This is a genomic window from Pelovirga sp. C15f (assembly GCF_057178085.1).
Map to the genome: position 1 here is coordinate 674,002 of NZ_JBXUCV010000002.1, position 26,381 is coordinate 700,382.

A 26,381-nucleotide genomic window follows, 5' to 3' on the forward strand; every position below is an offset into this window, starting at 1 on the left:
AGCATTGACATCATTTTAATAAAAAACCAGAGGTGGTTGGTTTTTGCGCTCTGTTTTCCGTCGTTTTATTTCACACAGCTATTAAATGCAGATACGGAGTGTTGGTCGGAATTGAAATAACTAAATGGATGTCGATCTAGTAAAGAGGGAAGGTGAGTCAGGGCTCACCTTCCCGGCAACAGTCGGTGTTAAGCTATAACAACGAGTGAGTCAGTGATCAAAGTTCTTTTGGTCGGCAGACATTGGCCGCATCGTGAACCTTGGCGCCGCAGTTAATACAGGCATAACGCGGATTTTCAAAGATTTTGTCGATTTCAGGGTTGCGGGTGCTGGCTGTCAATTGACAGGCATGCAGGTCACAATGCTCCTCGGGGTTCTCACAGCTCCATTCAGTCATCATCTCTCTCCTTTATCAGATATCATGTCGGGGTGCACGGCTTTATGTCGAACTATCTTAGCAAATTTTCCGCACAGTTGTTAATGCCTTGTGCTGTTCACCCCTATTTTTTAGCCGGCGGTTGATTCTCACTGATCTTCGCATGGTGGCTGTCTTAAAAATGAGTAACGCCGGAGAAACGGGTAGTGCGAACATCAGAGTGAAGAGTGTCATGCCCCATCGCATCGGCAGCAAGCCGGTCGGAGGTCTTGTTTGAGTTGTTGAAGACAATAAATTAAAGTATCTAGCAAGGAGATGTATTGTTCCCCTGATCTTCTCCGTCAGTACCACAGGCGTTAGATAGCGATTTCATCCAAGGAGTGAGTCATGAATCGATCAAGAAATCGAGTCGTTCGCAGCAGCATCGTGTTCTTGTGCGTGGTGACCCTGATTGTTCTGGGAGCATCCCCCGTTGTTGCCTCAGACTATGCGTCAGCTTTCAAAGGCATTACAACCTACAACGCTGTCTACCAGTTCACGTCCGGCGACCCCGGGGTTGCCAACCGGATATTCTGGGCTGTTAAAAATTCATACGAGGATACGGCTGTGCGTGATCTTGGAATTGTGCCCAGGATTGTCGTCGTTTTCCATGGTCCGGTGGTTAATCTGCTTTCAACGAATCTGGCCATTTTCCCCGAAGATGTACGTTCAGAGGTTGAAATGTTTCAGGCAACCATCCGGCAGATGAAGCAGGATGGCGTGAAGTTTGAGGTCTGCCTCTATGCCGTCAACATGGCGGAAGTCGATCCAACCACGATTCTCCCGGAGGTGGATTCCGTAGATAACGGTTTTGTGTCGGTGATCGGTTACCAGATGCAGGGTTACGCGGTGGTGCGCATTCCTTAGCCAGATAATCATCGACAACAGGGGGAACCGCTGGTTTTCAAGGATTCTGTTATCCAGCTAACTCCCTCCCGACTTCTTCCGCAAGATCCCCGCAAACTTCTCCGCATTGATGGTAAACCGCTCGTGGGTGCCGGTCCCGATCAGGTCTTTTTCGTCTCTGGCGGTCACCTGCCAGGTGGTTTTTGCCCCATCCACGTTGATACAGACCACCTCAACCTGAACCTTCATTCCCACCGGCGTAGCGGCCTGATGGTTGACACAGATATTGGTGCCGAGGCTTATTTCCCCTTCCTCCATGTGCGGTCGCAAGGCCTCCATGCACGCCCACTCCATCAGCCCGACCATGAATGCCGTGGCAAAAACCGGCGGCATGGCGGCGAACAGATCGGATTCTTTAAACACATGGGGGACGGTTTTGTCGGCGGGAACCTGATATGTGTGGAGATAACTGATTCCTGCAGTGATGGTGTTTTTCATGGCAATGACCTCCGCTGGGGTTTTAAGTGAATCTTTTTCACCACCCTTTCTCTTCGTTCGCTTGAGACACAGAGACACAGAGGAAGTTTAGAATACATGGTTTTTGTGAATTTCTCAGTGCCTCTGTGACTCTGTGGTAAATGTTTAGACAGTGTAACATAACTAAAGCCTATGAGCCTTCAAGACACCCCTCGCAATAAACGCCGTTGATTTTTTGCCCGAAATGGCTAGACTCCACAAGTCTGCATTCATCACTTTTTCAAGGACTCAACATGATTATCGGATTTGCCGGCAAGGCCGCCTCGGGGAAAACCACCGCTGCAAAACATCTGCAGGCTATCCTGGGGGACAAAATTCAGGTATTGCCGATGGCGAGCGTTCTACGCCGCGAGGTGGAAGCCTTTCTGCGCCAGGTCGGTGCTACCGATAAGGTTGCTCTGCTTTATGGCGACCAGCAGGACAAGCTGACCCATTTCGAGATTGATGAGCAAAGCGCCAGATTGCAGTGTCCGGCCTGGGACGGCTTTGTTGGGGAAAATCGCGATATTCAGCAGCGTCCGGGAATGACGACCCTGAGCGTCCGGCGCATTCTGCAGTGGTGGGGGACTGAATACCGCCGCGCCCAGGACCCCGATTACTGGACCAAGGCGTGGGAGGCTGCGCTGGCGGAACTAAAGGATCGCAGCGCCCATATTCTGGTTGATGATGTGCGTTTTCACAACGAGGTCGAGGCTGTCCAGCGTAACGGCGGGGGCTTGATCCGGGTCGTGCGGCCGGGATTCAACGGCGCCAATGACCACAGCAGCGAGAATTCCCTGGATGATTTCACCGGTTGGAACATGATCCTGCTCAATGACGGCAGCCTGGAGCAATTTCTGGGTCAGGTTGAAGACAAGGTCTTGACCCTGTTGGCAGGCTGATCAGACTTTACCCACCGGCGCCAGATAGACAACGAATTCGTCAACACCGTCAACCCCCACCAGCTCATCCATCAACTCCTGATGAAAGGCGGCGATCGCACAGGTACCTGCGCCCACGGCTGCGCATGCCAGATAGAGGTTCTGGCAGACATGCCCGACATCCATCAGGATCACCCGATGGGCGGCGGTATGGTAGCGCCACTCGGTGCGGTAGGGGATGCAGGTCCAGACAAAGGTCACGGCAGCGGCAGCGGTAAACATCTGGCCGAGGGTTGCCGGGGGGAGCTTTTCGATCAGGTCGGCATCAGTCCGTTCCAGAACCAGGGCATGTTCGCGGGGTAGATAACGATACACGCCGGATTCCAGGCCCGTCACATGGGTGACCAGCAGGTAGGTTTCGAACGGGTGGCGGCAGCCGGCCGATGGAACGGTACGTAATGCCGTGCCGGGAGCCGGCTCGGCGCGGATGCCCTGGGTTGCCCAGAGCAGAAACGCCAACTCGGTCAGATCGATGGGTGTAGTCGAGAAGCGTCGCCGGCTGGTACGCCCGGCGATCGCATCGAACAGGCTGACGCTGTGGCGATCGTCCGGTGCCGGGAGTTTGATCAGTTGTTGCTCCGGTCGCGCTGGTTTCTGGATCGGCGGCGGCTCAATCCCCTTGTGCTGGTCTGTGAAACGGAAATCAATTGCCAGGCGCAGGGAATCCTTGAGAAATTCACGTTGAGATGCAATCTGTTGACTATCCATGGCTGCTCCTGGGGGTAACATTTAAAAGCGTTCTTCTTTACTGAAAAATCCGATGATATCTTCGAGAATCAGGTAGGTTGCCGGTACCAGCAGCAGGCTGAGAAAGGTGCTGAAGAGGATGCCGAAGCCTAAGGATACCGCCATTGGTATCAGAAACTGTGCCTGGGTGCTGGTATCAAACAGCAGCGGCGTCAACCCGAGAAAGGTGGTCAGGGAGGTCAGCAGGATCGGCCGGAAGCGGTTGACCCCGGAGAGCATCACCGCTTCAATCATCGGTACCCCTTCACGCCGCCGCCGATTGATGAAGTCGACCAGGACCAGGCTGTTGTTCACGACCACCCCACACAGCGCCAGAATTCCGAGCAGACTCATGAAGCTCAAGTTGAACCCCATGATCATGTGGCCGACGATGGCACCGCCGATACTAAAAGGGATGACCAGCATCACCGGTATCGGTTGCAGGTAGGAGCGAAACGGGATGGCGAGCAGGGCATAGATGGCAAACATGACAAAAACAACGCCATAGATCAAGCTGCCCAGCGATTCCTGTTGTTCCTCCAATTCCCCCTTGAAGGTATAGCGGATACCGGGATACTCAAGGAGCAGCTCGTCGAGATAGATTTTCAGGTCAGCGGCGATCGCGTTGGTATCAACCTCCCTCTTCTCGGCGTCCGCGGAGACATTCACCGCCCGGTTGCGGTCGACCCGGCGGATGCTTGAATAGCCGGCCTGCATGTCGATGGCCGCGACTTGATTGAAGGGAACTTCAATGCCGCTCTGGGTGCGGATTTTCATGGTTTCCAGGCTGGCCAGGTTCCGGCGTTGTTCTTCCGGATAGCGGATCATCACCCGGACATCATCGCGTCCGCGTTGAATGCGTTGCGCTTCGCTGCCGAAAAAAGCGGCTCTGACCTGGCGTCCGAGGTCACTGGTGGTCAATCCGAGGAGTTTGGCCTCCGGCAGCAGGCGCAACTGGATTTCCTGTTTGCCCTGGTCAAAGCTGTCCTGAATGTCGAACAGACCGGGATATTCGCTGTACCGCTTTTTCAGAATCTCGGCAACTTCAGTCAGCTGGTTAAAATCAGCACCGGTTAATTGAACATCAACCGGGTTGCCGCCCCGCCCGATTTCAGCCCGGTAGGTCAGTTCCTTGGCCCCGGGAACCGTGCCGATCAGTTGACGCCATTCCTGTACCACTTCACTGGTGCTGATCTGATTAAGGCGCTCCTCGGGCGGCACCATTTCCATGGTGACCTGTCCCAGTTCCGGTTTGCCGCCCGTGCCGGGACTGCCGGTGCCGGTCCAGCCGGTACTCACCAGGATGTTACGGATCACTGATCCGGAGCCATCCGGTTCCTGATGCTTGGCCTGGAGGGCATAAGCGTGTTGAGCCATGCGTTCAATATGGATCCGGGTCTGGTCGACCGAGGTGCCGGCCGGCATGGTCAGGGTCGCACGAGCAATCTCACTTTGAATCCGCGGGAAAAAAGTGTAGCCGTAACGGCCGCTGACAACAAAGCTGACAATAATGATGATCGCTGCAGTGAAAATCGACAGGGTCAAATGCCGTCGTCTGACCGCGAGTTCGAGCACCGGTTGATAGATCCGCAGGGCAAACGACTCCAGCCCGTTGGCAATTTTCTGTTGCAGTTTCTGCAGCATCAACAGTCCACCCCGTGGTGGTTTGGTGATGTGGACACTGCTTAAGTGGGCAGGCAGAATCAACTTTGATTCGACCCAGGAAAAGGCCAGGGCGGGAATAACAATCAATGGAATCTGGGCGAAGATCGGCCCCCGTACCCCTTCCATAAAAAGGAGCGGGGTAAAGGCCGCAATGGTGGTCAACAGCCCGAAGGTGACCGGGACCGAGACCTCCTGGGTACCAGCGATAATAGCTTCGATCGATTCTCCATCTTCCTTGAGTCGACGATAGACATTCTCGCCGGTAATAATGGCATCATCAACGACTATTCCCAGGACCAGAATGAAGGCAAAAAGACTCAGCGAGTTAAGGGTCACGCCAAGGATCGGCATCAGTGCCAAAGCGCCTAAAAAGCTGATCGGGATGCCGACGCAGACCCAGATGGCGACAGAAAGCCGCAGAGACAGGGCCAGGGCCAGAAAGATCAGAAGGCCGCCCTGCAGTGCGCTGCTGGTCAGGGTGTTCAAGCGCAGCTGGACAATGCGTGAGCGATCGCGCCAGTAGTCGATGGAGACTCCCGGCGGCAGGACCTCGCGTTTATCCGTCACATAATCGCGGACGGCACGTCCGACATCCAGGGCGTTCTGCTCGCCGGTACGGTAAACCTCGATCATGACTGCAGGCTTACCGTTAAGTACAGCTTCCAGTGGTTCTTCATCAAAACCGTCACGGATAGTCGCAATATCACCGAGCAGCAGTTGACTGCCGGCCGGGGTGGTGCGAACGGGGATGCGGGCGTAGTCTGCTGCCGTGTCTGCTTGCCCCATGGTACGCAGGAGAATTTCCCCGCCGCTGGTTTTGATGGAACCGGCAGGCAGATCAAGGGAGTAGCTGCGGATCACCTGGGACAGGTCTTCAAGACTCAGCTGGTATTGTTCGAGGGTCGCCTGATTGACCTCAACAGAAAGTTCGTAAGGTCTGACCGCGACCAGATCGGCCAGACTGATAGCAGGTAATGCGGTCAGATCATCGCGGATCATTTCACCGATCTTGCGCAGATCTGCTTCGGGCAGATTGGCGCCGACAACCACGGAGATGACTTCCCGGCGAAACTCCAGGATTTCGTAGGTTGGTCGTTCAACCTCTTCCGGAAAGGTGCTGATGGCATCCACTTTGTTGCGAATGTCATCCATGATTTCGCGTGGTTTGTAGCCTTTTAAGACGTCGACGCGAACCTGTCCACTGCCTTCATTGGCGGTGGAAATAATGGTATCGATACCGGTGATGGCGGCGATCGCTTCCTCGATCCTGATAATAACCGCTTCTTCCACTTCAGCCGGGGTTGCACCGCGATAGACGGCATTGATGATAACCGTATCCCGTTCAAATTCGGGAAAGACCTCCATCGGGATCCGGTCAGTGACCGCCCACAGCCCCAGGCCGATAATTAATGCCATCAGTAAATTGGCTGCAACATGATTGCGGGCAAACCATGAAATAACGCCGTTCATTGTGCCTGTCCCTTGTGCCCGTCCTGATCATTCTTGCCGAGGATACGAACGATAATGCCATCGGCTGCAAAAGGGAGCCGCGTCACGGTGATCTGTTCGCCAGGGCGCAGGGGGCCGCCGGCCACCAGATATTCGGAGTCACGCCAGAGGATGTCGAGCTCACGCCGTTCCAGCCGGTTTTCCGGTGTGATAATGTGGACAGTGCGGTCGCCATGAACGGCTTGCCGGGGAATCCTGTAAACGTCCTCCAGCCGGCTGCCTGAGATGCGTGCTTCAATAAACTGACCGATTTTCAGTTGTGGACGGTTTCCTGTCTGCTGATAAGGGTCATCGATTCGGGCGACGACAAAAAGTTGCCGACTGTTGACATCAATGCTGCCTTCGGTGCGAACCAGGCGTCCGGACCAGGTAAAGGTTTCGCTGCCGATACGGACACTGAAGTTAACGGCAGCTTGCCGGGTTGTGGAGCCTGCGGGACCATGACGAAATTCCTCCGGCAGGGTGAGGTAGCTCAGTTGCTCATCTGAGAGGGGCAGGCGAACTTCCAGCGCGTCGCTGGCATAGATCCGTGCCAGGCGCGTACCGGTAGTGATATATTGTCCGAAGTCAACTTCCTTGGTCAGAATGCGGCCGGCATAGGGGGCGAGGATGCGGGTGCGTTCTAGATTAAGCTCGGCCTGGCGCAGCCGTGCTTTGGCGGCTTCGAGGGCCGCCACGGCATTTTCGAGCTGAGGGGTGCGCAAAACCAGGGGTGGCGGAGGATTCTGATGCTGAAATTGCTCCCAATCGCGTCGTGCCTGATCGCTGCGCGCCTGTTCTTCAAACAGCGCCAGTTGGCGCTGTGCCACCTCAGCGCGGGCAATGACAAGGTCATTCTGATAATCGCGGTCATCCACTTGCAGCAACAGATCCCCTTTTTCAAAAAAACCGCCATTGTAGAAACTGTCTGAAACCCTGGTAATGCGTCCAGTTGTTTCAGCCACCAGAGTGCTTTCCGTGCGTGCCGAAATCGTGCCGCGACTGGCAACCTGAACCTGGTAAGATTGGGGCTCAAGAGTGATGATTTCAACCGTCGGCGGAGGGGTTTGTGGGCGCTGTCGGGTCGCTTCCGGGCCGCTGGCAATCAGCGCGGCACTGATGGCAATGCCTCCCGAGAGAATCAGCAGGGGCAGGAGAAAACGAATGATGCGTTTCATGGGTTGTCCTGTAACAAAGAAATTGATAACTAAAGAGGTATGCTGATCGTTGAATCTAGCAGAAAAGCCGATGGAAGTAATCAGTGTTACGCACAGTTTGTCTCAATTTATGGTGACGAAATTCCTTGTGAAATTTTTTTCTTTACCTGGATATCCACTTCACACAAACTATCGATACGGGGTCATAAAACATGAACCACAAGATACCGTGACTTAAGTGAGTGAAGCGAACGGGCGTTGAAGTCAGAACTTAACCGGCGAGGTAAAAATGATCATCGGGATACTCAAAGAAATCAAGGCGGAAGAAAATCGTGTCAGCATGACCCCGGCCGGGGTCGAGGTAATGACAGCTGCCGGGCACCAGGTGCTGGTAGAGAAATCTGCCGGGCTCGGCAGTGGTTTTGGCGATGAGGATTATCAGTCCGCCGGTGCGGAAATTGTCGCCGAGGCCGAGCAGATTTTTGCCCGGTCGGCGATGGTGATGCATGTCAAGGAACCGCAACCACAGGAGTATTCGTTGATTCGGAAGGGACAGGTGGTGTTCACCTACTTTCACTTTGCCGCCGCCGAAGATCTGACCCGCGCCATGATGAAGCGCAAAGCGGTGTGTATTGCCTACGAAACCATCACCGATGCTGCCGGCGGTTTACCCTTGCTGACACCTATGAGCGAAGTTGCCGGGCGTATGGCAGCCCAGCAGGCGGCCAAGTATCTGGAACGCGCCCAGGGGGGGCGCGGTATTCTCATGGGCGGGGTGCCAGGGGTTGAACCGGCGAACGTTGTCGTCATTGGCGGTGGCGTGGTTGGCAGTCAGGCCGCGCGTATGGCCTGTGGTCTCGGCGCCAAGGTTTATCTTCTCGACAAGGATCTGACTCGTTTGCGTTATCTGGACGAAACCATGCCTGCCAATTGTTTTGTCATGATGTCCTCGCCGGCGGCCATCAGGGAACTGGTAACCAAGGCTGATGCCGTTATCGGCGCGGTGTTGGTCCATGGCGCCAAGGCGCCACGCCTGGTAACGCGTGAGATGTTCGCGACGATGAAGCCGGGTGCGGTCCTGGTGGATGTTGCTATCGATCAGGGGGGCTGCTTTGAGACTTCACGTCCGACGACACATGGCAACCCTACTTACGAGGTTGACGGAATTCTCCATTACTGTGTTGCCAATATGCCCGGGGCTGTTCCTTTGACCTCGACCATGGCCCTGACTAACGCCACTTTGCCTTATGCCCTCAAGATTGCGAACCAGGGGTGGAAGGCGGTGGCACGCCAGGATGCGGGGATCGCTGAAGGGTTCAATGTGGTCAATGGGCTGGTCTGCTGCAAAGGGGTGGCTGAGGCTTTTGGTCTGGACTATGTACCGGTTGATGAAGTGTTAAAGGTTTGATGGTGCTCCCCCCGCGGGCCACGGATGACCCGCGGGGGGAGGGCTTACCCCCTCTGCTGATACTTTTCGCGCAGCAGTTTTTTGTCGGTTTTGCCAACACTGGTTTTTGCGATAGCGTCAATAAACTCAATTTTCAGCAGCACAATCTGCTTTGAGATCATCCCCTTGTCAACAAATCCCCGAATATAGGTGAGCAGTTCCTTATCGTTGATGTCTGCGCCATCTTTTCTGACGACCAAAGCCAGGGGCCTTTCCCCCCATTTGGCGTCAGTCAGGCCGATGACTGCCGCTTCAGTCACTTGCGGATGGGCGGTAAGGAAATCCTCTACCTCCAGGGAAGAAATCCACTCGCCACCGATCTTGATGACATCCTTGATGCGGTCAGTGATTTTGATGTAGTTATGGGCATCGCGACTGGCGACGTCACCGGTATGCAGGTAACCACCACGCCACAGGGTCTCCGAATTGCGCTGGTCTTTGAGGTACCCTTGTGTCAGCCAGGGCGCACGAACGACAATTTCACCGACGCTCTGGCTATCTGCGGGCACCTCCTGCATCTGCTCATCGACAATGCGCAGATCGACCAGGGGAATGGGCCGCCCGGTTTTGCAGCGGATCTCCTCATCCTCATCGGTGCTGACAGCCTCATCGGTCACATGAGCCAACGTCAGCACCGGGCAGGTTTCCGACATGCCGTAACCGGAATAGATGTCTATCCCCCGTGCCCGCGCCGCCCGGCACATGGCCCTGGGCAGAGCGGCACCACCGATCAGCACCTTCCAGTTGCTCAGGTCGATTTCCTTGAACAGGGGATGGCTCATGAGCAGGTGGAGAATGGTCGGAACGCAGTGGGAGAATGTGACCTTCTCACTGTCGATCAGTTTGAGCAACGTCTCCGGCAGGTATTTGCCGGGGTAAACCTGTTTGATCCCTAATGCCGTGGCAATGTAGGGAACGCCCCAGGCGTGGACATGGAACATGGGGGTGATGGGCATATAGACATCATCCTGAGCCAGTCGCCCCTGACGGGTGACAGTGCCCAGGGCCGCCATCCCGGCAATCGTATGCAACACCAGCTGGCGGTGGCTGAAATATACGCCTTTGGGCATTCCGGTGGTGCCGGTGGTATAAAAGGTGGTTGCCCTGGTGTTTTCGTCAAAATCGGCAAATTCGAAGGTATCAGCAGCCTGACGTAACAGCGCTTCGTATTCTCCGGCGACCGGAAGGCTGGTTTCCACCTGCTGCTGTTCATCCTGCAGCAGGATGTATCCTTTAACCGTGTCGATCCGCCCTTTGATCTGTTCCAGCAAGGGGAGGAATTCCTCATTGACGAGGATATAGTCATCTTCGGCATGGTCGATGGTGTAGAGAATCTGTTCCGGCGACAGGCGGATATTGACCGTATGGAGAACCGCACCGAGCATGGGGATGGCGTAAAAACATTCAAGATAACGATGGCTATCCCAGTCCATCACTGCTACCGTATCGCCCGGCTTGACGCCGATGACGGTCAGAGCATCAGCGAGACGACAGACCCGCTGTTTGAATTCAGCATAGGTAAAACGGTGCAGATCACGGTAGACGATGGTCTGTTGCGGGTTGCTGGCCGCCGGGGCGGAAAACAGATTCTTGATCAGCAGCGGATAATTGTAGGCAGATTCGGTACGGGGAATCAGATGGTCAGTCATGGGTACCTCGCGGGTTGAATGAACGTTGAAAGCATCTCATAAAGGATCAATCCTGGCGGCACAAAGGTGCTGCACTAATATACGATGATCATTACCGCTTCGCAAGATTCGTCCATTGTGGTTTGGCAACCAGGTGGTTAGAATGACAGTCTTTTTAACCACGGAGACACCATGAATCTACCTTCCCCCCTGCTTGCCGGAACCTTAGTGCGCCGTTACAAGCGTTTTCTGACCGATATCGAACGCCCTGACGGTAGTGTTATTACTGCCCATACCCCCAACACCGGCAGCATGGAACAGTGTGCGGTTCCCGGTTATCCGGTGCTGTTTTCCGCAGCGCACAACCCCAAGCGAAAACTCCCCTGGACGCTGGAATTGATCCGGGTTGGTGACGACTGGGTCGACACCCATACCCAACGCAGCAACCAGCTGGTGGGCGAAGCCCTGGAACAGGGGTGGATCCCTGAATTCCGTGGTTACCAGGTACGTGCCGAATACCCTTTCGGCGGCAGCCGGATCGACTTTCTGCTGACCAAAGGTGATGAAAAGGTGCTACTGGAGGTGAAAAACGTCACCCTCTGCTGTGATCCCGAAACCGCCTGTTTTCCTGATGCGGTAACGGTGCGTGGGCAGAAACATCTGCTTGAATTGCAGGAAGCCTTGAGCCGGGGGTATCACAGTGTCATCTTCTTTCTCGTACAGCGTGGCGAGGCCCGGTATTTTTCCCCGGCAGATGAGATCGATCCTGTGTACGGCCGCCTGTTGCGTCAGGTAGCGGCGGCCGGGGTTGAAGTGCTGGCCTACAAAACCCGCACCACCCCGGAAGAAAACCGAGTGGCTGAGAAAATTATGGTAGAACTTTAACCACAGAAACATTTTTACCACAGAGACACAGAGACACAGAGACACCCAGAAGTACAGAAACTAAGAAAAGAGGGGGGTATGGAATATCATTTTGATAAACTTACACAGCAGGTCATTGCTGCGGCTATTGAAGTGCACCAGGCATTAGGACCGGGGTTACTTGAATCGGCTTATGAACACTGTTTATGCCATGAATTGAGCCTTAGACAGATTCAGCATAAACGACAAGTTGTTTTACCGTTGAGTTACAAAGGAACCATGCTTGACTGTGGTTATCGACTCGATATTCTGGTTGAAGGTCAGGTAGTTATCGAAATGAAAACCGTAGATAAGATTTTGCCGGTCCATAAGGCACAACTGTTGACCTATTTACGACTTCTGCAGGCAAAAGTCGGGTTAATATTGAATTTTCATGAAGCACGATTAAAAGATGGAATCTGTCGTTTGGTTTACTGATTTTACTCTTGATTAAGCCTTTACTCAGTGGCTCAGTGCCTCAGTGCCTCAGTGGCTCAGTGCCTCAGTGCCTCAGTGCCTCAGTGGTGAGATTATTGTTTTATGCGAGCGGTCGGACTGATTACCGAATATAACCCCTTTCACAATGGTCACCTTTACCATCTGCGGCGCAGTCTTGAATTGGCAGATGCTGAGGTGGCGGTGGCGGTGATGAGCGGTCATTTTCTTCAGCGCGGTGAACCGGCACTGGTGGATAAGTGGGTACGGGCGGAGATGGCCCTGGCCGCCGGGGTTGACGTCGTGGTCGAATTACCACTGCCCTGGGCCTGCAGCAGCGCTCCTGATTTTGCCCGGGGCGGCGTTCAGGCCCTCACCGACCTGGGTGTCGATGCGTTCTGTTTCGGCAGCGAAAGCGGTGACCTTGATGCCTTGCAGGGCTGTGCCGAGCTTCTGGCCGGCAAGTATGACATTATTGAAAAACGCACCTCCGCCGCTTTGCGTCATGGCGTCACATTTCCCCAGGCGCGGGCGCAAGTGCTGGCTGACCTTTTTCCGGATTCTGACAGACAAACGATTCTTGCCAGCCCTAACAATATCCTCGGCCTTGCCTATCTGCGGGCCCTGAGTCAAACCGGCAGCCCCATCGTGCCTTTGACCATGACCCGAATCGGTGCCGGTTATCACGATCTTGAGCCGCGAGACGGAATTGCCAGCGCTACCGGTATCCGTCAACGGTTAGGTGACGGCCGTGAGGTCGCCGCGCTGGTTCCCCAAGGGGTCAATCAGCTTCTGCAACAGGCCCTGGATCGGGGCATGGAGCTGGACGAGGAATTCTATTATCGACTGCTGTCCGCGCAGATTTTGCAACAGCCTGGTGCTTTGAGGCGTTACTGGATGATTGAAGCGGGTTTGGAGAATCGTCTGGTTGACGCAGCTGATCGAGCTACTAGCCTGGAAGAGTTGATCAGTGCGGTCAAGGCCCGGCACCTCACCCGGACCCGGGTGCAACGGGCTTTAGTGGCGGTTCTCCTCGGCATCGAAACTGAAGTCGCGGGGCTGCTGCTGGCCGCTCCCCCTGCCTATCTGCACCTTCTTGCCGTCAGTGAACGGGGAGAAAACTTTCTGGCTGACCGCCGAACATTGCGAACAATTCCCCTAATCCAGAATTTTTCCCGCATTCAGGCCATTCTTAAACGCCGCCATGGAGCTGAACCTGGGGTGTTGCAACGCGCACAAATCCAGTTGGCCCTGCAACTGCGCGCTAGTCGTATTTATTCTCTGTTGCAACATTCTTCTGGCGGTCACCGTCAGCGCGATTATTTTGAACCACTGCGTAGAGGGTTGCGCACCTCGCAGGGGATCCTTACCTGACATAGCCCGCACGGCGTAACCACCTGACCGCTGAGCCGTTTGGCGTAGGGTGCGGTCACCTGACGGATGTAGTTGTGACAGGCGACTTTATCGTGTCCGGCGGCAGAGATCGCATCCACCGGGCAGCGTTTGATACAGGCGCCACAGGTGCCATGGGCATAAAAGAGGCAGTTGGCGGTATGGGAGGCGGCGTGGCGCGGGGTGATTTCCATGTCTGCGGCGACAATCACCGAGCCGATGCGTATCGCTTTCCCTGCTTCGCTGATAAAGCCGTCCGACAGACCAAAGGTACCGAGCCCCGCAGCATAGGCAGCGTGGCGTTCCGACCAGTTGGAGCAGATCCCCGCCTGCTGTGTCTGGCGATAGCCCCAATCCGACAACAGGGTTGGCGCCAGCGCTCTTAGTCCCATTCTGATAAATTCATCACGCACCTTTAGTCGCAGCCATTCATTAAATAGTTCACCATAATAGCGCGAGTAAACCCAGCGTGCTGCCGGTAACTCCGTTGCCAGTCTCTGATCCTCCAGGGTGTTTTTTGTCTGCGGCAGGATCCAGCTGACCACCCGTAAATTTTGCGCCGTCACCGGCTGGTCAGGATATGCCAGTGCAAAAGCTTCCGCCGGCGTCCAATGTACCCTGCCGATGACCTGTTTGAATTGGTTAAACAAGGGATCATCACCCGCCGCGACACCGATCAGCGGGGTGTCCCAGGCTTTTTCGTCAACAGCATGGAGGTGATTTTCCGGCGCCTCATGAACCAGGGTGGTGATCAGTTCAGTGCACCAGTTGCGATATTCAGATGGATTCATATTGGGCTACTGTCGTTTGTAACAACCTATTTACCTGAGCCGGGCTTGTGCTTTTCTGAACCGAAGCTGATACCACAGCGCGGTAGAATGACGCGGTGGACAACCAGGGTCATTCCAATGATGAAGGCGGCGACACCGAACAGGCTGATAACACCACCAAGGCTTCCAAGGACATCGTAGGCGAAAACAATTCCATAAGCCAGGACCAGCATAATTACGCCGCTGATCAGCTTGAGAATGCGGCCGTGTTTTTCTTCAAACACGCTCTTTTTCAGGGTGATCACTGCCGTTACCAGGATAGCGATCTCGATTCCCAGGTAGATGGTCAGATAAATCACAAACAGCAGTGCAAACTCAATCCTGCTGACCCCCTGTTGGGCGACCATGTTGGACCAGATGACCGGAAAACCGGCGGTGCAGGGCAACTCTACCAGGGTTACGCCCAGGGCCATGATAATGGTGGCTCCGACCATACCCGCGGTTGACATGTCCTGATGAATAATGTTGCGCATGCGTTTGAAAATTCCCGGCTTATGTTTGTCGGAGATGGTAAAACTCACTCCTTGCTGAAACCAGAAATAGTCCTTGATGTTGACCACGGCAAAAGTCAGAGCCAGCAGCCCCACAAGGATCTTGATCCAGTCGACATAGCCTACATACAGAAAAACATTGAGCAGGCCCAGCATGAAGGCCCCGTAACCGGCGGCGGTGGTCAACAGAAAAGCAAGTCCGACAATGATAATTTTTCGACGTGAGTGGGTATGGAGAAGAATACCCAAAAGGATGGTCAGCAGCCAAATCGAACAGGGGTTAAAACCATCTACTGAGGCAATCAGAACCGTTGTTAACAGCAGGGGCATGGTACCGATGTTGATGTCGCCAAGCAATGGGACACTGATGGTGTCAGTTGCTGTTGCGGTCGTTGCGATCGTACCGCCGGCAGTACCCAGAAGTTTTTCTAGCTCACCACGCATCTCGTTTAGAAAATGCTCTCGGTAACCAATCCAGTGGCGTTCACCGATCAAGGTGAGGGGGACGCTGTGCGCATCAATACCGTATTGATTGATGGTTTTGAGAAAAAGTTGCTGATTGGCACGGTCGTAATAGACCTCGACGTCGCGCAGTTGAACCTGTGGATAATCTGAGGCAAGCTGCTCGAGCTCCGGTTTGAGACGTTCGCAAAAGGGGCAGCCGATCCCCCAGAAATAGAGAATCTCATGGGGGGCTTTTGAGCTGCTGGTCAATGCCGGGCTGTCGCCGCCGGCCCAACCGAAGATGTCGGTTGTCAGGGATGGAACCAGCGGACTTGCGGCACCGCCCCGGCAGGCAGCATCAGTGTCGGCATCGACACCCTCAGGGCAATTCGGTTCAGCCTCACAGCGCATAGAAACAGGGTTGAATTTTTGCCCTGGAGTACAATCTACAAAAGCCACGGTCTGGGTCGCTATCGACAACAACAGTGCCATCGCAATCATCAATGCTGTGGGAAGCATCAGTCGGTGAGGTTGAAGCCGTGTCATGTCGGTGCTGATCGTCCTTCCTTAAACATGCAGATGGCCCTGTCGGTTGGCAATCTTAGCGGAAAACGGATTGGCGGGTAAGATGATTTTGATGATTTTTTTGTTCGCCGGGTTGATTGATTACCGATCAGTCGAAAGACAGTTCGCCATTGGTCAGTTTTGCGGAAATCTTTACGGCCGATTCCGGTCGGTGGAACAGATAACCCTGGAACATATTGCAGTGCTCCTTGTGCAGGAAAGCAAATTGACCCTGGGTTTCTACCCCTTCAGCGATGACCTGGAGATTCATGGCCTGTGCCATGGTGATAATTGCCGAGAGGATGATGTTGTTGTTCTGCTGACCAAGCCCCTGGATAAATCGGCGGTCGATTTTGAGCACATCGATGGGCAGGTTGCGCAGATAGCTTAAGGACGAATATCCTGTGCCGAAATCGTCAAGGGCAATCCGTATTCCAATTTTTCTGAGTTTACTTAATGTCGCTATGACCTCTGTTTCCCCCTGGATGACGGCGCTCTCGGTCAGTTCCAGGTGAATCGATTCGGGCTGAATATCGTGGCGCTTCAATGTTGCCTGAACCTGGTTGGCAAATTCGGGTTTTTCAAGCTGTTTTCCGGACACATTAATGGCTACCTTCAGACCGATGATTCCCTGATCATGCCAGTTACGGAGCTGACGGCAAGCCTCATTGAGAACCCAGTCCCCAATCGCGCTAATCAGACCTGTTTCTTCAGCAATTGGAATAAAGTAGCCGGGAGCAACGGCGCCCAGTTCGGCATCATCCCAGCGGATCAGGGCTTCCATGAGGGCAATATTCCGGGTTTTGTTATTGAGAATCGACTGGTAGTGAAGTTCGAAGTCATCATTCTCAAGGGCAACACGCAGCCGTCGTTCCAGGTGGGTGCGCTCCATGACCTGCTTACTGATTTTGGTTGAAAAAAATTCAAAACGCCCTTTGCCGAGCTTTTTAGCCTCATACATGGCCATGTCAGCGTTTTTAATCAGTTCTTCCGGGGTGGTGCCGTCTGAAGGAAAAACCGCGATGCCAACGCTCGCGCTGACGAAATGTTCCGTGTTCTGATGGATAAAGGGGCGTTCAATGGCCGCAATCAGACGCGTTGCTACTTTGCTCAGATCCATGGCCGAGGGGAACCCCTGGATTATAACGGTAAACTCATCTCCTCCCAGGCGGGCAAGGTTATGCTCCTGCGGCGTGAGATCGACCGGACCGGACACATCAATGCCGCGCAGATGATTCTGCAAGCGCCGGGCGATATCTTTGAGCAGGCGATCCCCGGTCTGATGACCGAGGGTGTCATTGATGTTTTTAAAGTTATCGAGATCAATAAAAATCAGTCCCAGTTGCCGGTTTTTGCGCAGGGCAACATCCATAGCCTGGCTTAAGGTCTTATGGAACTGAAAGCGGTTAGGTAATTCAGTGAGATAGTCGCTGTAGGCCATGCTGCGAATCTGTTCGTTTGATTGCTGCAAGGCGCGTCCCATGCGATTGAATTCCTGTGCCAGATCTCCTAGTTCATCTTGGCTTTGTATTGGAATCTGCACCAGTTCGTTGCCATCGGAAAGTTCAAGGATTCCCTTGCGTAATCGTGTTATGGGACTGATGACCTGAAAGTTGAGACCCAGAAGAATCAGACTGAGGGACACGCCCAGGGCGACAAAGGTTATCCAGGCAATAGTGCGGTTGAGCGACCGGCTTGCATCCTGGAGATCCTTTTCCGCCATCAAAGCGTGAACCCAGAGGTTGTTCTGAAGCCGCCGGCTGCTGAGCTGGAATTCCCCGGATGCTAGTTGCACAAGTCTGTTTGCAGTGTCGAACTTCTCGGCAAATAGTCCGTTCAGGTCATCTTTTAGCCCTTCTAAGTGCGACGGCAGGTAGACGATGACACCCCGGTCGTCGGTGAGAAGCATTCCGCTTTTGTTTCCCAATAGGCTCTCTTCTAACTGCCTGAGCAGAAAGTCGATGTCAGCGGTGATGCTGAAATATCCCCGTAATCTCGGAGCCGTTCCGGGATCTTGAATGGCATGATTGATCATAAATATGCGTTTGGTGATGTAAAGAGCAAGTTCGTTATTGTCCGGATTGCGATCAACCCGGGTTGAAATATCGTCCTCAAATGTCAGCAAATCGCTGATTGCCGGCGAGTCCAGCTCCACCTCGCTGATGTTGGGCAAAGGGCGATTGGTCATGCGCAGATCCTCAAACCCGTCGGGCAGCAAGAGGCGCAGTTCATAGTATTCGGGGTAGTTTTTCTGAATGCTGTGGAGCTGGCGCTGAACCGGCAGAAAAAGCACCAGATAGCGTTCTTCTTCGGTGTCAGCCAAAAAGTATTGTTTAATCAGCGGATAGTCGCTGAACAGGTGCAGGTTGGATTGGGCGGTGCGGGTGATGCTGTCGATCTGGGAATAATACATGTCGAACAGGGTGTGGATCTGCTGCTGACCACGTTGCTCGCTGATGTCTGTCAGTTGCAGATAGGCCGCCACTCCAACAGCCAATAGGGGAACTGTCACCAGGGGCAGCAGCAGCAATGATAATTTGGCCTTAAGCTTCATCTATTGCAACAGCTCACTTGCCATAATGTGCCAGAGGCGCTGTGATCGCGGGGAACGGGGAGCGTATAATTCTGAGTTCTGCAGACTGTTTGGTTGCGGATAAACAATCGGGTTGTTGAGGAAATCCTCATCGAGCAGCTTCTCGGCGGCCAGATTTGGGGTAGCGTAGTAGACAAAAGTCGCCATCTGGGCCGCGTTTGCCGGCTCATTGATGAAATTAAGAAAGGTGTGTGCGAGGTCCGGATTTGTTGCGTGGTTGGCGATAACAAAATAATCGATCCAAATCTCCCCTCCTTCCTCAGGGATCACGTAACGAATATGATCGTTATATTCCGCCATCATCAGAGCGTCGCCATTGTAAGCCATCGCGGCAATAACCTCTCCCTTGACGAGCAGAGAGCTTTCATCCATGGATAAATATTTGGAGCTGTGAACATGGGGTTTCTGCGCCCGCAGTAGCTCCCTGACTCTGGACAAAGCATGCTCGTCTTCACTGCTAGAGGAAAATCCCAGGGATTTAAGGGCCATAGCAATGACATCGCCAGGACTGTCAAACAGGGCAATTTTTCCCTGTAGCTCCACATCGGGTTCAAAAATCTGTTTCCAGCTGGTGATAGGTGTTGCGACCAGATCCTCACGGTAGGCGATGCCGGTTGTGCCCCAGAAAAAGGGTACAGCATATTGTTCGGCGTAGGGGAATGCTTGACGCCAGCGGGGTGAAAGATAAGCAAGGTTAGGTAACTGACGGTTGTTGAGGGGAGATAACCAGCCCTGCTGAACATAGGTAGTTATATCGACTCCGGATGTCAGGATCAGGTCATAGCCCTTGCCGCCGGTTTCGAGGAGAAGTTCAGTGCGGCGTTCATCGCTGGCAAAAAAAACCTGGGTAACCTTGGTGTTATATGCGGTTTCAAACTCGGCGACCAGGTCGGGATCCAGATAGTCACTCCAGTTAAGTATAACCAACTCGTGACGTGTTTCAGAAGCCAGGTTTACTGCAGGAACAAGCAGCAGGAAAGACAAAAGAACAACAATGGTTTTTCTTGCCATAAAGAATCCCCCTGGGAAATTAAGAAATTCAAAACATATATTAGATTAGTATTATTTTATAAATCAAGACATATTTGTTTCAGAAAATGGCAAGGCTGAAAATTGAAAAAAACATTCAGATTGATGGGATCGGTTTTTTACAAGAGCAGTCCTCGTTGCAGGATCTGATAACGTACCCCGCTGGTGTAAAGAGTGCTGCTAAAGAGAGTGACGGCGTTGATACTAAAGGTTTTTCGAAATGGCATGTCATCCAGCCGTTGTCGGAGCCTTTCAAGGTTTTTGAAGTTCTTGATACGGGCGAGGGTAATGTGAGGGGTAAAGTGCTGTTCCGGCGCAATGCCTAATGGTTCCAGCAAGCTGTCGAGGTGCTGCACCAGTTGTTTGAACGGTATTTGCTCCTGGATTGAAACATAGAGAATACGTGGTCGCTGTGGGGAGGGGAAAAAGCCGAAGCCCTTCAGATTAGCAGTGAAAGCTCCATGCTGTTGAGCAAGCTGGCTGATTTTTGCAGTAAGTCGGGGTACCTGAATGTCATCAATATCGCCAAGGAATTTCAACGTCAGATGCAGATTCTCCGGTTTGACCCAGCCGGCAGTGACATCGCACCGGCATAGTTGCCGGGCGATGTCACCCAGGTGTTGCTTGAGTTCAGAAGATAATTCAATGGCGATAAAAGTACGCATCCGCTCATCTTACGTTTTTCACCGGTGCGGTTACAGCCCCTTCTTTTCAAATATCCTGAATGCCGACAAGCCAACGATGATAAACACAACGATAACCAGCCAGGGTGAAATGCCGAGAACTTGCGGCAGGGTCACCTTGCCGTAGGCTCCCCAGGTCAGCACGGTACGTTGCAATAGCGGATAGGCTTCGGCGAAGATGGCGGCACCAACGACCATGCCGGCGATTGCCCAGAGGACATGAATACGTCCTTCCGCCAGGGCGCCGACGGAGGTACCGGGGCAGAAACCGGCGATCGCCCAGCCGATACCGAACAGCAGACCGCCGATAATAAGGGCACCAACATTGGCTGACTTGATGCTTAAGGAGATCATGCCGATACCATTGAGGGCGTAGATGCCGACCATCCCGACCAGCACCGCGGTCAACATGAACTTGATGATGGTCATGTCCTTAAGCAGCATGAACCCGACCTGCTTTTCGAAGCGCAATACTTCACCTTTTTGCAGGAAGAATCCGAATAAGATGCCGGTTACCAGTCCTAAAAAGAGATCCATGATGACCCTCCTTATTTCTTGTAGAGCAGGTGAGCGGTGATGATGCCGCCAACCATGAAGAATACCAGGGCCAACAGACCACTGACCGCCAGTTGCATGTTGCCCGACAACCCATGACCACTCGGGCAACCATCGGCCAGGCGAGCGCCGAACATCAGGATCATGCCGCCGATAAACGCGCCACCCCCCCGTAGTGTCGCGCTGGTTCCAAAGCGCTCCCTCCAGATGGGCGGGACAGTTTCGAGTTTGGCTGAGTGTCCGAGCCGGGCAGAGATCAGTGCCCCGATAAAAATACCGGCGACGACCATCATCTGCCAGTCAACCTTGGGGGAAGTCTTCTTCAAATACTCATTGGTATCGACATTCTCGGGGATGACAACCTGCTCAGCATAGCCGGCCACCCGAACGAAGGTGGTTGAGGCGCCCAGATACATACTCTTATCGATCACCAGAGTGGTGACCGCGACCGAGAGGACAGCCAGGATGCCGGTGAGAGCACCGGCAAGGTAAGGATTCCAGCGCGCAGCAAAAAGCGACATATTCATAAGAACCTCCTATTTATTATTGTATATGAATATCTATATACAATAAGTAGTGAAATACTACAAGAGGGTGGCGATATTTTTTGACGCTACGATATCAGTTTTACACATTTGGTACGTATCGCAACTGATGGCAAGGTTTTTTAAGATTGATAAATCTAGCGGGGGATGATCAGGGTATTGCCATGATGGCGGAGAATGTCGACTTCGATATCATAGACATGCTGAACGATATCGGCAGTCAAGTCGTCGCAGTTGCCGCAGAAGAAGATATTGCCCTCTTTCAGGCACAAAAGAGCGTCGGAAAAGCGCATCGCCATGTTCAGATCATGCATGGTCATGACCGCGGTAAGTTGATGTTCGCGGACGATATGCCGGATGGTATGGAGAATTTCGAGCTGGTTTTTCAGATCCAGACTACTGGTGGGCTCATCGAGGAGCAGCACGGAGGGTTCCTGTACCAGGGCCCGTGCAATACAGACTTTCTGTAGTTCGCCGCCGCTCATTTCATTGATATGGCGCAAGGCCAGATGGGAAAGATCAAGCTGGTTGAGGGCGGCATCAACCTTGCGCAGGTCATCATCACCGACGCGCCAGCGCAGGTGGGGTATGCGCCCCAGCAGGACCGCGTCAAAAGCGGTCATGCGACCGGCATCATTGCGCTGGGCAACGTAACTCATACGTTTGGCAATCTCACCGGCACGCATTCTGAAAACATCGGCATTTTCGATGAGTACCACCCCGGTGTCAGGTTTGAGCATGGCATTGATACAGCGCAGCAAGGTGGTTTTCCCGACGCCATTGGGCCCGATAATGGTCAGAATCTGTCCCTGGTCGACCTGAAAACCCAGGCCATGCAGAACCATGCGACCAGCGTAACCGATGCGGATATCGCGGATGTCAAGGGTCATCGATTCTTTGCCCGGATCAACAGATAGAGGAAGGCAGGAGCACCTAAAAAGGCGGTCAGGATTGACACCGGCAGCATCTGCGGAGCAAGCAGTAAACGCGCTGCGGTATCTGCGGCCAGAAGCAGGCAAGCGCCAGTCAGAGCCGATGCCGGCAGCAGAAAGCGGTGGTCATCGCCAATGATCCGCCTGACAATATGGGGGCAGACCAGACCGACAAAACCGATAATGCCGAGGAATGAGACAATAACAGCGGTAACCAGCGATGCCGCCAGCATCCCGGTCATACGTACCAGTTCGACCCGCACTCCCAATCCTTTGGCGGTTTCGTCACCAGCGTCGATAGCATTGTAGTTCCAACGGTTGAGGATGAAAAAAACCAATGAGACGGTGACCACCACCACCATGAAAACAACCTCCGACCAGCCGGCCCGGCCCACGTCGCCAAAGGTCCAGAAGACCATGGCCGCCAGCTGCACATCGTCGGCAAAATACTGCAGCAGCATGGTACCGGCGGTAAACAATGACCCCAGGGCAACACCGCTGAGAATCATTACTTCCGGCGTGGCGCCGCGCAGGCGGGCGATAGCGATGATCACCAGTGACGCCACCAGGCAGGCAGCAAAGGCAGAAAATGTCGTCAGGTAGGGGTTGATGATACTGATAGCGCCGGCCTGGGTGCTTTGCATGGCGCCACTGCCGAAGATCATCACTGAAAAGGCCGCACCAAAAGCACCGGCCTGCGAGATACCCAGGGTAAAAGGGGAGCCCAGGGGATTACGCAGGATCGACTGCATGGCCGCTCCGGCCGCAGCCAGTCCGGCACCGGCAAGGATTGCAGCGAGGGCGTGGGGCAGGCGGATATGACGGACAATAATAGCGGACCTGGGATCGTCGCCAAGGTTAAGCAAGGCCAGAACCGCCTCCCAGATGGGGATTCGGACGGCACCGAGAGAGATGGCCAGCATCAGCATGAGCAGAGTCAGCACGGCTAACAGTGCCAGGAACAGCAGCTTGCGAGCGGTATAACGGGTGTATGCAGCAGGAATCCGGCCGTGATCAAAGTGTGACATCATTACTGCAGGGGGATCCGGCTGAAGCCGATGTTATTGAAGCCTTCGTTGATGCGTTTAAAGGCCGGGCCACCATTGAGAAAGGTACTGATTTCTTCGGACTTAACGAGAGGGTCGATATCGGCAAAGTGCTCCGGGTAGAGGATACTTCCAATATAATAGCTGTTGGCAAAAACCGATTCAAAATTGGTGTTGTAGTAGTTGTAGGGAAAAACCCCATAAACACGTCCGGACCGCACAGCGGTCATGGCCTGATAAACAGCATCGGTACGTAACTGTTCCAGCCCGTTGGCGCTGGCGGGCAGGCGGGTGCTGGCAATATCCAGAAAAATGACGTCCGGATCCCACAGCAGCAGTTGTTCTTTGGCAACGGTTGCGTGAGAGAAGTTGGATTCGCCTGAACCAAGCTCCCGGGCAACGTTGCCGGCGTTTAAAAATGTGAAGGGAGCATAGGACGGTTCTGTGGAGGCAAAGCCGTGGCCGCCGCGCATGACCAGCCCCCCTACGTAGGTCGTCGGGCGATTGTTGCCGGCGATGCCGGCAACACGCTGCTCCAGATCGGCTTGCAGTGAGTCAAAAAAGCTGATCACCTCGTCGGCACGTTGCTCCAGTCCCAATACCTGCCCCATGATGTGCAGGGTCCGGTTCAGTTCTTCGCGTCCGTCGGTCAGATTGCCGTAGCCCAGGGCAACAACCGGGATGCCGGTTTTCGTTTGTAAGCTGTCGACGCCGCCATCGCGCGGGGCATTGACCTTGAAAATGACCTGGGGCTGAGGATCGAGTGCTGCAATCAGCTCGGGATTGTCATGACCGCGGAATTCGCCAAAGAGCGGAAGATCGCTAAGTTGAGGTTGGGTTAAGGCGTAAGGGCGTGCATCAACAGCAAAAGGCAGTCCTCCCTTTTCAGCGCTGTCGACAGCGACGACCCGATCCTGACCTTGCAGGTAGACCAGCAGGCGCAGGCACCCGGATCCGGAACAGATGACCCGGTCGACCTGGTCCGGAATCTGAACCGTCCGTTCCAGGATATCCGTTACAGAACGAGTTGGCGTGGCTGCAAGCATCGGAGATGACAGCCCCAGCAGAAAAATCAGCAGCGCGACGAGGTTCCGCATGGAAAGCCTTCTTTTGGTAGTACGAATTCAGTTTTCGTGCTACTGATTCAGTAGCATTTCTGCAGGCAAGCGTCAACCGCTTCCTTCCGGTTGCCATATCACAGAAAAGTCGGGGGTCAGTCTTCGTCATTGGATATGGTTTCCACAAATCTGAACCACCATCCTTGCCGTACCCTGATCATCATGCCAGCACCTGCTCCCGAGTATCTCCGGCATGGCTCGGAGCAATCGCCGTCAGGATAGGTCAGTAAAGTCTGCGAAAAGCCGATGCTTTGATCACGGCGATAATTTCACTATCAGCTTCAAGTCCCAGATCACGGATAGCGTCGCCCACGACCTGGGACACCAGCTGCTGCCCATGACAGTCGAGCTCCACGCCGAAGCGGCTGCCGACCTCGAAAATTCTTTTTACCCGGCACTGAAGCATGTTGCGGGCACTGGTGGCTTCGGGATGACGTTTGAACAGGGTGATGTCCTTGGACGAAAGCTCGAACATACCCAGGGGTTCATGGCCTCCAGCGGTCAGATATATATCCTGTTCGCCCCAACGATAGGAATAGAGACCGTCATGATGATGCGGATCGCGCAGTTCCAGCAGATTGATGTAACCGACGGGGCTTGTGCCCATCCCGCGCAAGGCCAGCTCGTCAGCCGAGGTTTGAGCCTGCAGACTCCCCTGGTCGAATTTAAGTACCAGATCGGTCATCAATCTCATCTCGTTGAGTGAATGGCTGATATATATGTGAGGGATGTCGAATTGCGTGAAGACCTTTTGCAGGAAGGGGATGATCTGAAATTTGAGTCCCTCGTCGAGACCGGTGAGTGGCTCGTCCAGCAGAATCAACCGCGGGCAGGAGAGCAGGGTACGTCCCAGCGCAACGCGCTGGCGCTCTCCCCCGGAGAGGCTGTTCACGTCCCGATCCGTCAGCAGACCGAGGCCCAGCACGTCGATTAAATCTGCAGGGTCGATTCTGCGTTCCTGGCGGGAAATGCGTTTGTAGCCGTAAAGCAGGTTGCGCCGAACACTCATATGGGGAAAGAGGTGGGCGTGTTGGAAGACTACGCCGATGCGGCGTTTTTCCGGTGTTTTATTGATCCCGGAGATTTTGTCAAAGAGAGTCTCATTGTTAAGACGAATGATGCCGGCGTCGGGTTTAAGCAGCCCGGAAAGCAAGTTCATGAGCGTGGATTTGCCACTACCCGAGGGACCGAAGACACCAATGCGACTTCCTTCCACCAGGAATTCTGAAGTGAAATTGAAATCCCCCAGTTTTTTGTTGACGCAGACCTCAAGCCTCATCGTTCCCCCCCCCGATTGAAGCGTTTGACAAGTTTCTCGTTAAAAATCAGCACCGTCAGTGCCAGAACAATGGAGACCAGGCAAAGCCCCAACGCCATGCTGTCGCCACCGGGAGTGCTGGTGTAGTCATAAATAGCCAGCGGAATGGTCTGGGTGACCCCGGGGATGTTGCCGGCAATAATAATGGTCGCACCGAACTCGCCAAGGCTGCGGGCGAACATTAGGGAGGCGCCGGCAATGAGGGCACGGGTCGACAGGGGCAGAATGACCGAGAAGAGGGTGTCATACCAGCGGGCCCCAAGAGTGCGGGAGGCATGAATCAACTTTTCGTCGATCCCCTCCATGCCGATGCGCAGGGAACGTACCAGCAGCGGAAAGCCGACCACCATCGAAGCGAGGACGGCGGCCTTCCAGGTGAAGATGATGTGGATGCCCCAGTCCGCCAGCAGTCCACCGAGCCAACTCCGGTTCCCCAGTGATATCAGAAGCAGATAGCCAACAACTACCGGCGGCAATACCAATGGTAGATTGATGATTCCGTCAAACAGGGCTTTGGCGGGCAAGCGAGTGAAAACCAGGAGATAGGCGGCGATCAAGCCGAACGGAAGCGAGAGTATAGTGGCGGTTATGGCCACCCGTGCGGAGAGGACGATCGCTTGCCAATCGGTAGGGGTAAAATCAAGCATGTCGATATCGTACCTTGATTGAGTTGG

Annotated in this window: 24 protein-coding genes; 6 read left to right on the forward strand and 18 right to left on the reverse strand. The window is 54.0% G+C overall.

The features are described from left to right. Window positions 1-217: 217 nt before the first annotated feature. Entirely contained in the window at window positions 218-400 is a 183-nt protein-coding gene (locus tag AC1931_RS08315; protein WP_483876784.1) for a hypothetical protein, read from the reverse strand. Between the two features lie 363 nt (window positions 401-763). Between AC1931_RS08315 and AC1931_RS08320 the strand changes: the two genes are divergently transcribed. Then, complete coding sequence (locus AC1931_RS08320; RefSeq protein ID WP_483876785.1) at window positions 764-1,282, forward strand: DsrE family protein; 519 nt, start codon at window positions 764-766, stop codon at window positions 1,280-1,282. A 57-nt stretch (window positions 1,283-1,339) separates the two neighbouring features. Here the strand turns inward: AC1931_RS08320 and AC1931_RS08325 are convergent, their stop codons facing one another. Beyond that, the gene (locus tag AC1931_RS08325; RefSeq protein ID WP_483876786.1) at window positions 1,340-1,759 is read right to left on the reverse strand and encodes a thioesterase family protein; all 420 of its coding nucleotides are present in this window, start codon (window positions 1,757-1,759) and stop codon (window positions 1,340-1,342) included. 272 nt (window positions 1,760-2,031) lie between these two features. On the opposite strand from AC1931_RS08325, the gene AC1931_RS08330 reads away from it, so the two are divergent. Further along, entirely contained in the window at window positions 2,032-2,679 is a 648-nt protein-coding gene (locus tag AC1931_RS08330) for a deoxynucleotide monophosphate kinase family protein (RefSeq protein WP_483876787.1), read from the forward strand. Here AC1931_RS08330 and AC1931_RS08335 read toward each other — a convergent pair whose 3' ends face one another. Genes AC1931_RS08335 through AC1931_RS08345 form a run of 3 tightly spaced genes read right to left on the reverse strand, consistent with a single transcriptional unit; the run spans window position 2,680 to window position 7,775 of the window. Beyond that, window positions 2,680-3,426: a SagB/ThcOx family dehydrogenase gene (locus AC1931_RS08335; protein ID WP_483876788.1), complete on the reverse strand. Its 747-nt coding sequence runs from the start codon at window positions 3,424-3,426 to the stop codon at window positions 2,680-2,682. Between the two features lie 21 nt (window positions 3,427-3,447). After that, a complete protein-coding gene (locus tag AC1931_RS08340) occupies window positions 3,448-6,579 on the reverse strand; it encodes an efflux RND transporter permease subunit (RefSeq protein WP_483876789.1) in 3,132 nt (1,043 codons plus the stop codon). Further along, entirely contained in the window at window positions 6,576-7,775 is a 1,200-nt protein-coding gene (locus AC1931_RS08345; protein WP_483876790.1) for an efflux RND transporter periplasmic adaptor subunit, read from the reverse strand. The genes AC1931_RS08340 and AC1931_RS08345 overlap by 4 nt, the downstream gene beginning before the upstream one ends. Before the next feature lie 268 nt (window positions 7,776-8,043). Between AC1931_RS08345 and ald the strand changes: the two genes are divergently transcribed. Beyond that, complete coding sequence (gene ald / locus AC1931_RS08350) at window positions 8,044-9,162, forward strand: alanine dehydrogenase (RefSeq protein WP_483876791.1); 1,119 nt, start codon at window positions 8,044-8,046, stop codon at window positions 9,160-9,162. A 44-nt stretch (window positions 9,163-9,206) separates the two neighbouring features. Here the strand turns inward: ald and AC1931_RS08355 are convergent, their stop codons facing one another. After that, the gene (locus AC1931_RS08355; RefSeq protein WP_483876792.1) at window positions 9,207-10,850 is read right to left on the reverse strand and encodes a fatty acid--CoA ligase; all 1,644 of its coding nucleotides are present in this window, start codon (window positions 10,848-10,850) and stop codon (window positions 9,207-9,209) included. 171 nt (window positions 10,851-11,021) lie between these two features. On the opposite strand from AC1931_RS08355, the gene sfsA reads away from it, so the two are divergent. From sfsA to AC1931_RS08370, 3 genes are all read left to right on the forward strand, one after another. Continuing rightward, complete coding sequence (sfsA, locus tag AC1931_RS08360; protein WP_483876793.1) at window positions 11,022-11,714, forward strand: DNA/RNA nuclease SfsA; 693 nt, start codon at window positions 11,022-11,024, stop codon at window positions 11,712-11,714. Window positions 11,715-11,792: 78 nt separating this feature from the next. Next, window positions 11,793-12,170, forward strand: a complete 378-nt coding sequence (locus AC1931_RS08365) for a GxxExxY protein (RefSeq protein ID WP_483876794.1) — start codon at window positions 11,793-11,795, stop codon at window positions 12,168-12,170. Between the two features lie 102 nt (window positions 12,171-12,272). Continuing rightward, window positions 12,273-13,541: a tRNA(Met) cytidine acetate ligase gene (locus tag AC1931_RS08370; RefSeq protein WP_483876795.1), complete on the forward strand. Its 1,269-nt coding sequence runs from the start codon at window positions 12,273-12,275 to the stop codon at window positions 13,539-13,541. Here the strand turns inward: AC1931_RS08370 and AC1931_RS08375 are convergent. The 12 genes from AC1931_RS08375 to modB form a co-directional block, all read right to left on the reverse strand. After that, a complete protein-coding gene (locus tag AC1931_RS08375) occupies window positions 13,487-14,350 on the reverse strand; it encodes a 4Fe-4S ferredoxin (protein ID WP_483876796.1) in 864 nt (287 codons plus the stop codon). The two genes, AC1931_RS08370 and AC1931_RS08375, sit on opposite strands and share 55 nt — an antisense overlap. 26 nt (window positions 14,351-14,376) lie before the next feature. Further along, a complete protein-coding gene (locus AC1931_RS08380; RefSeq protein WP_483876797.1) occupies window positions 14,377-15,870 on the reverse strand; it encodes a hypothetical protein in 1,494 nt (497 codons plus the stop codon). A 127-nt stretch (window positions 15,871-15,997) separates the two neighbouring features. Beyond that, window positions 15,998-18,442: a bifunctional diguanylate cyclase/phosphodiesterase gene (locus AC1931_RS08385; protein WP_483876798.1), complete on the reverse strand. Its 2,445-nt coding sequence runs from the start codon at window positions 18,440-18,442 to the stop codon at window positions 15,998-16,000. Continuing rightward, a complete protein-coding gene (locus AC1931_RS08390) occupies window positions 18,443-19,492 on the reverse strand; it encodes a polyamine ABC transporter substrate-binding protein (RefSeq protein WP_483876799.1) in 1,050 nt (349 codons plus the stop codon). A 137-nt stretch (window positions 19,493-19,629) separates the two neighbouring features. After that, entirely contained in the window at window positions 19,630-20,175 is a 546-nt protein-coding gene (thpR, locus tag AC1931_RS08395) for an RNA 2',3'-cyclic phosphodiesterase (protein WP_483876800.1), read from the reverse strand. A gap of 30 nt (window positions 20,176-20,205) precedes the next feature. Next, a complete protein-coding gene (locus tag AC1931_RS08400; RefSeq protein WP_483876801.1) occupies window positions 20,206-20,730 on the reverse strand; it encodes a DUF6691 family protein in 525 nt (174 codons plus the stop codon). A gap of 11 nt (window positions 20,731-20,741) precedes the next feature. Further along, window positions 20,742-21,275, reverse strand: a complete 534-nt coding sequence (locus tag AC1931_RS08405; protein WP_483876802.1) for a YeeE/YedE thiosulfate transporter family protein — start codon at window positions 21,273-21,275, stop codon at window positions 20,742-20,744. Between the two features lie 155 nt (window positions 21,276-21,430). Beyond that, entirely contained in the window at window positions 21,431-22,183 is a 753-nt protein-coding gene (locus AC1931_RS08410) for an ABC transporter ATP-binding protein (RefSeq protein WP_483876803.1), read from the reverse strand. Next, a complete protein-coding gene (locus AC1931_RS08415; RefSeq protein ID WP_483876804.1) occupies window positions 22,180-23,256 on the reverse strand; it encodes a FecCD family ABC transporter permease in 1,077 nt (358 codons plus the stop codon). The genes AC1931_RS08410 and AC1931_RS08415 overlap by 4 nt, the downstream gene beginning before the upstream one ends. Beyond that, entirely contained in the window at window positions 23,256-24,368 is a 1,113-nt protein-coding gene (locus AC1931_RS08420) for an iron ABC transporter substrate-binding protein (RefSeq protein ID WP_483876805.1), read from the reverse strand. The genes AC1931_RS08415 and AC1931_RS08420 overlap by 1 nt, the downstream gene beginning before the upstream one ends. A gap of 244 nt (window positions 24,369-24,612) precedes the next feature. Continuing rightward, a complete protein-coding gene (modC, locus tag AC1931_RS08425) occupies window positions 24,613-25,668 on the reverse strand; it encodes a molybdenum ABC transporter ATP-binding protein (protein ID WP_483876806.1) in 1,056 nt (351 codons plus the stop codon). After that, complete coding sequence (gene modB, locus AC1931_RS08430) at window positions 25,665-26,354, reverse strand: molybdate ABC transporter permease subunit (RefSeq protein WP_483876807.1); 690 nt, start codon at window positions 26,352-26,354, stop codon at window positions 25,665-25,667. The genes modC and modB overlap by 4 nt, the downstream gene beginning before the upstream one ends. Between the last annotated feature and the right edge of the window lie 27 nt (window positions 26,355-26,381).